9 protein-coding genes are annotated in these 6,920 nt (G+C 51.8%); 3 read left to right on the top strand and 6 right to left on the bottom strand.

What is annotated here, in order from left to right:
- Positions 1-171: 171 nt before the first annotated feature.
- From J3482_RS21930 to J3482_RS21925, 3 genes are all read left to right on the top strand, one after another.
- The gene (locus tag J3482_RS21930) at positions 172-282 is read left to right on the top strand and encodes a hypothetical protein (RefSeq protein ID WP_206922944.1); all 111 of its coding nucleotides are present in this window, start codon (positions 172-174) and stop codon (positions 280-282) included.
- Positions 283-305: 23 nt separating this feature from the next.
- A complete protein-coding gene (locus J3482_RS19100; RefSeq protein WP_081653953.1) occupies positions 306-629 on the top strand; it encodes a hypothetical protein in 324 nt (107 codons plus the stop codon).
- A 93-nt stretch (positions 630-722) separates the two neighbouring features.
- Positions 723-1,178, top strand: a complete 456-nt coding sequence (locus J3482_RS21925; RefSeq protein WP_081653954.1) for a transposase — start codon at positions 723-725, stop codon at positions 1,176-1,178.
- Between the two features lie 381 nt (positions 1,179-1,559).
- Here the strand turns inward: J3482_RS21925 and J3482_RS19090 are convergent, their stop codons facing one another.
- The 6 genes from J3482_RS19090 to J3482_RS19065 all read right to left on the bottom strand — a co-directional run bounded on the left by J3482_RS19090 (position 1,560) and on the right by J3482_RS19065 (position 6,742).
- The gene (locus J3482_RS19090) at positions 1,560-2,783 is read right to left on the bottom strand and encodes a DUF2705 family protein (RefSeq protein WP_021295213.1); all 1,224 of its coding nucleotides are present in this window, start codon (positions 2,781-2,783) and stop codon (positions 1,560-1,562) included.
- Positions 2,776-3,723, bottom strand: a complete 948-nt coding sequence (locus J3482_RS19085; RefSeq protein ID WP_021295214.1) for an ABC transporter ATP-binding protein — start codon at positions 3,721-3,723, stop codon at positions 2,776-2,778. Before J3482_RS19085 ends, J3482_RS19090 begins: the two co-directional genes overlap by 8 nt.
- Positions 3,724-3,726: 3 nt before the next feature.
- Positions 3,727-4,773: an ABC transporter permease gene (locus J3482_RS19080; RefSeq protein ID WP_021295215.1), complete on the bottom strand. Its 1,047-nt coding sequence runs from the start codon at positions 4,771-4,773 to the stop codon at positions 3,727-3,729.
- Positions 4,754-5,665, bottom strand: coding sequence for an ABC transporter ATP-binding protein (locus J3482_RS19075; RefSeq protein WP_021295216.1), 912 nt, complete (start codon positions 5,663-5,665; stop codon positions 4,754-4,756). Before J3482_RS19075 ends, J3482_RS19080 begins: the two co-directional genes overlap by 20 nt.
- The gene (locus J3482_RS19070) at positions 5,662-6,111 is read right to left on the bottom strand and encodes a GntR family transcriptional regulator (protein WP_021295217.1); all 450 of its coding nucleotides are present in this window, start codon (positions 6,109-6,111) and stop codon (positions 5,662-5,664) included. Before J3482_RS19070 ends, J3482_RS19075 begins: the two co-directional genes overlap by 4 nt.
- Positions 6,112-6,367: 256 nt before the next feature.
- On the bottom strand, positions 6,368-6,742 hold the full coding sequence (locus J3482_RS19065) for a VOC family protein (protein WP_021295218.1): 375 nt from the start codon (positions 6,740-6,742) through the stop codon (positions 6,368-6,370).
- Positions 6,743-6,920: the final 178 nt, after the last annotated feature.

The following is a 6,920-nucleotide window of genomic DNA, read 5'->3' as shown; positions in this document are numbered from 1 at the left end:
AGGCGGTATTTCAGCCGAGAGTCTATGGCTAAACTAACCGGCAACGACGAACAACAATTGCTGGCGCCAACGTCAGTTTTGCATAAATAGCAGACACTGAGTGGTTGCACTCAATTTACACCACTACTTGAGACTCTAACTGCTAAGGCGTTGCGGGAGAATATCCATTTTATGTGGCTAAGCGCCCGCAAGACACCCGACTTCCGTACCATCAATCGGTACCGCTCGGAGCGAATCAAGAACCTTGTAGAACAAGTTTTGCGGCGGTACTTGAACTGCTGATCGACGAAGGTGAGCATTACTTCTTGGACGGAACCAAAATTGAGGCGAACGCGAATCGCTGCACCTTTGTCTGGAAGAAGTCCACAGATCGTCTTCAGGCCCGGTTACAAACACAAAGCCGGGAGTTGTTAGCGGAAATCGAAGAAGTAAACCAACGGGAACAACTCGAATATGGAGAGCTAAATCTGGCGGAACTAGGAAGGGAGCAGCCCATTACTTCAGAACAACAACGAATGAATTCCCCTAAAAAAATCTCTTCGCAAGGCAATACGCAAGATCCGCAAGGACTACCTGCCTCGATGCGAAAAATACGAAATGCAGCAAGCTATGTTTCAAGGCGGCGATAATAATTACAACAAAACGGATTCGAACGCCACCTTCACGCGAATGAAAGAGAACCACATGAATAATGGACAACTTAAGCCTGACTACAATGTCCAGTGGGAACGGAAAATCAATTAAGTTCAATACACTGGACATACGATGCTGAACGAGATGTGTACATTTGCGCGGGCAATCAGCGAATAACCTTCCGGTACGAACGAACGGTCAAAACCGAGACTGGATACTCATTGAAAAAACGCTATTACCAGTGCGACGCTTATGACTCGTATCCGCTAAAAAGTCAATGCACCAAATCACAAAACAACCGTCAAATTGGAGTCAGTGTAGCTTTGCTAGAACATAAGCAAAGAGCACGAGAGAACTTGAGAAGTGAACGAGGACGAAAGCTATCCGCACAGCGCATGGTGGAGGTGGAAAGCGTGTTTTGTCACGCCAAAGGAAATCGGGTATTTAGACGATTCCTTCTACGGGACTTTCCCAAAGTGCACATCGAAATGGGGTTGGTAAGTGTTGCTCATAACCTACTGAAATTGGTAGCGTTCCTCGCCTAGACGAGGAACGCTACCAATTCATCACATATTTTCTTCGTTCAACGCAGTTCAAACAATCGAGAAGGATGTCCCGCTAAGCATCAAAAATGCCTTTTGGGACACTCGCCACTAAAATCGAGTACACACATTGTGCTCGTACCACATGCAGGTTTCGCAGTCGCGTTTTTCGACATTATCGTCTGCCATTGGGCAATACACCAAGGCATTATTCGTGTCGATAAACGATTTCACATCAGGGTGAATACTGATAACTTGCGGTTTTGTTCTATTTGAAAAGTGTATTTCTGAGTCCAATCCTCATCTTCCTACCTTCAGAACATTACGTCCACATTATATATCAGAATGAAGGTCCGGAAAAATCGAAGTTTAGCGGGGTCGTCCTCAAGCATTCAACACGTCCTTGCGCGTGAAATACAGAAGTGAAGCGATGAGACAAACTATCCCCCACGCCGCCAGTACAACGAGCCCCGTGGTCAAGGTGACGCTCATCTTCAATTGTTCGGCCAGTGCCCCGGTCCAATTGCTAAACAGGTTGAGGTGCGTTGGAAACAGCGCCACAACGACTTTACTATGCACAAAGCTGACAGAAATGCCGCCGATAATCACCACACCCAGCGCAACCGCAGTGCTCGCCATCGCCGATTTGAACAACGCACTACACAGAAACGCGATGGTCGCGACAACGAGCATCGCCAGCGTGGTGAGTAAGATGCCATAGACGACAAACTGCCACTCAGGAAGGATGAGGGTATGTGCGTAGTGCGCAACCGGATCCAATTGGGCAGGGCCTGTATTGACAACCTGGCCGCTTTGTTGCGGCTGTTGGACGAATGTATAGCGGGTTCCAACCAACTCCGGCAACTTGGCCCCACCTGTGCCCAGAATGCCGCAGCCAACCAACAGCAGCGCAACGCACACCGCCACAGTTAACGCCGCCGTGGCAGCCATACTCGCGAGCCATTTGCCGAACAAGATTTTAAAACGCGACACGGGTCGAATTAAAAGTAACTTAATCGTTCCACTCGTCGTCTCTCCAGACACCATATCCGCTACGAGAATCACTGCCAACAAGGGAAGGAAGATCTGCGTGGCCACCGAAATGAAACTCGTGAATTCTTGATAAGCCGATTGTTCTCCAGGGACAAGCGGAGGGACATCGTGTGCCAATTGATAATTTAACCGTAGCAAACTGCCTTGATCCATGCTCATGGTCGTGCTGTCGTGCTCTGCTGCGGCCATCTTCTCGTCTTGCTTCGTTTGGGTGATCTCGTCGCGCACATTTTGGCGCCAATTCTCGTTGCCATTCTGATAGGCCGCAATTTGTCCTTGCAGGCTCTTGATTTGCTGATTGTCGGCCTGAATCTGCGCTTTCGTCTGGTCTGTCATCTTTTGCGCCTTCTGCTGTGCGATATCCTGTTTCAGTGTAGCCACTTGTTGTTGCCAGGCGCTTGGCGAATTATACCGCAATTGCTCTTGATGGTCGTGGTAAGTGCTCAAAGCGAACAATCCGACCACGAATGCGCCGAGAACTGCCGCCACCCACATGCGCTTGCGACGCATCAGTTTCATCCATTCGTTCGCAAACACGCTTGCTAACTCAAGCATTTGCGACACCTCCCGCAGGCGTCGAGGAAGACGACGCCAACTTGTCATCCGTGAGTTCCAGGAACGCTTCCTCCAAGGACTCTCGTGCCGGTTCCACGGCATATATGTCGATCTCGGCTCGAACCAGATCTCGAATCAACTTTGGAATGGCAGAACCGTCTGTCCGCACGCGAATCACATGCGCTGCAGACACTTCGGCGTCCCACTGCCTGTCCTTCAACACGCGCACCGCCGCATTTTCATTCGACACGCGGATCATCGCAGCGCTCGCCGTCCCATCGACCAACGAACTGACCGAGCGCTGTGCAATGATGCGTCCCCCTTTGAGGATGGCAACGCGATCGCACATCATTTGAATCTCGCTCAGTAAATGGCTGGAAACCAAGACACTCATGCCACCTTGGGCAAGGTTGCGGATCATTTCGCGGAATTCGCGTATGCCGGCGGGATCGAGCCCGTTGGTCGGCTCATCGAGCACCAGCAGCTTGGGATTCGCAAGCAACGCTTGGGCGACACCCAGGCGCTGACGCATGCCAAGTGAGTAGCGCTTCACTTTGTCGTCAACACGCCCTGTGAGCCCGACGAGGTCAACCACCTCTTCAATGCGCCGCTTCGCATGAGGGATACCCGCCAGGCGAGCGTAATGCACCAAGTTCTGACGGGCTGTGAGGTAGCTGTACGTCTCCGGATTTTCGACAATTGCACCAACGTGAGAGAGCGCCGCCCGCCTGTCGCGCGAGATGTCGTGCCCCATCACGCGGATACTGCCTTTGGTGGGACGAATGAGCCCGACAATCATTCGGATGGTCGTCGTTTTACCGGCCCCGTTTGGGCCCAGAAACCCATATACCTCGCCGGGTTCCACCGCCATATTTACGTCGTCCACAATCAGGCGTCGGCCAATCGTCTTCGATACGTGTTCGAGCGTTAATACGGACATTGATCAGTGTGCCTCCCTGTGGTTTCGATTGCCCATCCACCGGCTTGTATAGTAGAAAATCCCCCAAATGATGAGGCTCGAAATCGGAAACCAAACGACAAATGAAACGTCTGTCGAGTTGGTGATTTGCGTTGCCGCAATGAATGACCCGACGACCAGACTGAAACAAACCGAGAACGCGCGCCACACCCATGGAAAGATAAACAGGTGATTGAAACGTTCGGGCCGGGCCCGTTGAAAAGATCCTTGCGCAACCATGTAGAACAGAACAATCAGTGCGAGGTACCAGACCAAAAATAGCCCGTTATAGCTGACAGGGTGATACAACATGCTGTACGGTGAAAATCTGGACAGAAATTCCGCCAATTCACCTGGGCGAGGGAGTATTTCCGTTGGTCTGACGATATTCACCCATATTTCTTCACCCAGCATGCCAAGCCATATGGGCGCGAACGGTACCGCCAGGCTACACAGGCCCGCTGCAATCACGTTGCCAACGCAAACTGAGACGGCAAAGGCAATCGCGAACACCGACTCCAATAGCACAAACTCGCCGACGAACCAAAGCAAAATTTGCCCCGGCGACACAGGCAACGGATTAAATCCATTCACGACGAAATTCACGATGGTGATAATCAGAACCGCCAACAACAAAGTGAAACTGCCAAGGAAAAACTTCGTCCGCAGCAGGGCTTTGCGCGACACTGGGCCACACAGCGAATACCACAGTGATCCCTGCCCCCTATCCAGGCAGACGAACACCACCGCTAAAACGACCGCCACCAACATCGCCATAAACCCGACGCCGGAACCCGCCCCTTTGGATCCGCCGATATACAAAACGCTGTCGCTGAAGTTCTGCCAGAATTCTTGGCGAACGACCATGACGTTCTCGTGATACACACCCGTTGATGCGGCGGCCTTGTGCTGCAAGAACATCAGCACATTCCAGACTGGCGCCCAGCAGATGGCGACAACGCAGAAGACCATCCACCACCGTTGCAACTTCCACTCCCGATACAAAAGGGCCTTAGGAAAGTAAGATGCCATCGCGCGAATACCCTTCTTTCTGCATAACGTATCGGAACAATTCCTCGAATCCTACGTCCATCACCTCGAGGTATGTCGCACCGGATTCCCGCAACCGCTTGGCCAAATCGTCGCCAGTGCCCTCGACCACGAAGGTGTAAAATTGCCCCCTGCTCGTCCGCTCCAAGACACCCGGCCAATGGTCTATGTCTGCGGGCGGTCCACCAGGAAGAACCGCTTGAACGTGTTTGATGGCGCCCTTCAGGTCGTCAAGCATCCCATCCATCACCATTCTGCCGCGGTATAACAGGCCAACCCCATCAACAATTCGCTCCACGTCCGCCAATTGATGCGTTGCGATAACGACCGTGCTCCCCTGGGCCGCTTCTTGCACAATGAGTTGGAGAAACTGGCGCTTCACAATCGGATCAAGTCCATTTGTCGGCTCATCGAGCACAAGCAGATCCGGGCGCGCGGACAATGCAATCGCGAGTCGCAGTTGCATCGTCATGCCGAGCGACAAATTGCGAACGCGACGATTGAGCGGAAGTTCGAGCGCCCGAACGAGCATCTGGCAGCGCGTGTCATCCCATCGCTCGTACAACAATCGCGAGTACGTCAGCACATCTTTGACCTGTAATTGTTTAAAAAAACTCCCATCGGCCGCGACATAATGGACACGCTGACGGATTTGCGCCGAGTCGCGCTCGAGCACTTGCCCGAAGAGGCGTACCTCACCCGCATCTGGCCACATCAGTCCGATGAGCATTCGCATCAAGGTCGTCTTACCTGCCCCATTCGCGCCGACAAGGCCATAAATCGCGCCTTGTGGAACATTCAGTGATACGCCGTCGATCACGGTGACATCACCAAATTGTTTTGTTACATCGTGCGTCTCGACGATGGACGTCACAATTTTTCCCCCTCTTCCGTTGATTCCGGTGCCTCCGTCTCCCTACTCAATCGCCATTCCTCCATCACCTGATGGAACATCTGCCACAACTCCTCGTGACTCATTCGCAGGTGGTGCGCCTCAATCAGCAACTTGCGTATCGTCTCACGCATCTCCTCTCGCCGCTGTTCGGCGTTCGGAGCTGTCGGCTGCAGCGTAATGAATGTGCCACGGCCGCGAATCACTTCAATCACGTTTTCCCGCTCCAATTCCCTGTAGGCCTTCGCCACCGTATTGTGATTAATGGCCAACTCCACAGAGAGTTCACGCACCGATTGCAATTTGTCACCGGGGTTCAAGATCCCCTTGGCGACGTTCGCCTTCACACTCTCCACAATCTGTTGATACATCGGTACCGGAGAGCGTGGATCCACGTGTATCCACATGCCCATGCCCCTATCCGTCATGACGCTGTGTTCCTCTTGTACTATGTGTACCGCTTCATGTGGTACACACGAACTGTAGTATACCCAGTAGCAAGCTGTCAAGTGTTCTATTGAAAACGCTCTGTTCGGTTAAACGGGGGATTTCTTACACCATGAAAAGAGGGGCGTAATTTGTCCTGGATGCGAGGCAAATCAACGGTGCGGTATGGCAAGTTCTACTTTGCCACGACGAGTGTCACCAGAACCCGACGGTGTTGAAAGTCATAACCCCCTCGGCTTACAGCCACTCTAGGAATTCAAGGCGGTTTCCGAACGGATCGTTCAAGTAGAAACGTTTTACACCTTCATCTGCACGAGCGTCGTCGTCAATTACGTTGACACCTTTCTGTAATAGGTACTCCCGCAACTCGCTGATGTTTTCGACATGAAATGCGGGGTGTGCCTTGATCGCAGGAACAAAGTCCTTTTGAACACCGATATGTACTTGGTGTTTGCCACATTGAAACCATACGCCACCACGCTTACGAAGGGGTTCTGGTTTGGGGATTTCCTCCCAACCTAACAGGTCGACGAAAAACCTGCGTTCTTCGGCTTCGCAACCTTCGGGAGCGGCCAATTGAACGTGGTCAATGCCAGAAAACTTGAATGCCATTTCCATCCCCTCTTTCTTTCCATCTACTCTATTATTTTACACGATATTAGGTCTTCCATATTTCGTCAAGGTACTTTTTATCCCGGATTTCGACGATTAGGTGATTGAGGTCATTGACCGGGGCATGTTTTCAAGTATTTGGTGGATTTGTTAGCGAACACGGCGAAATCATGGTACG

This window comes from Alicyclobacillus suci (genome assembly GCF_017329615.1).
Lineage (GTDB): Bacteria > Bacillota > Bacilli > Alicyclobacillales > Alicyclobacillaceae > Alicyclobacillus > Alicyclobacillus suci.
The sequence above is the reverse complement of the archived record's forward strand: the minus strand, read 5'-3'. Positions and strand labels throughout refer to the sequence as shown.

Coding starts and splice junctions, on each gene's coding strand:
- J3482_RS21930 (WP_206922944.1), top strand. CDS start 172: ATGTGGCTAAGCGCCCGCAAGACACCCGACTTCCGTACCATCAATCGG.
- J3482_RS19090 (WP_021295213.1), bottom strand. CDS start 2,783: ATGCTTGAGTTAGCAAGCGTGTTTGCGAACGAATGGATGAAACTGATG.
- J3482_RS19085 (WP_021295214.1), bottom strand. CDS start 3,723: ATGTCCGTATTAACGCTCGAACACGTATCGAAGACGATTGGCCGACGC.
- J3482_RS19080 (WP_021295215.1), bottom strand. CDS start 4,773: ATGGCATCTTACTTTCCTAAGGCCCTTTTGTATCGGGAGTGGAAGTTG.
- J3482_RS19070 (WP_021295217.1), bottom strand. CDS start 6,111: ATGACGGATAGGGGCATGGGCATGTGGATACACGTGGATCCACGCTCT.
- J3482_RS19065 (WP_021295218.1), bottom strand. CDS start 6,742: ATGGCATTCAAGTTTTCTGGCATTGACCACGTTCAATTGGCCGCTCCC.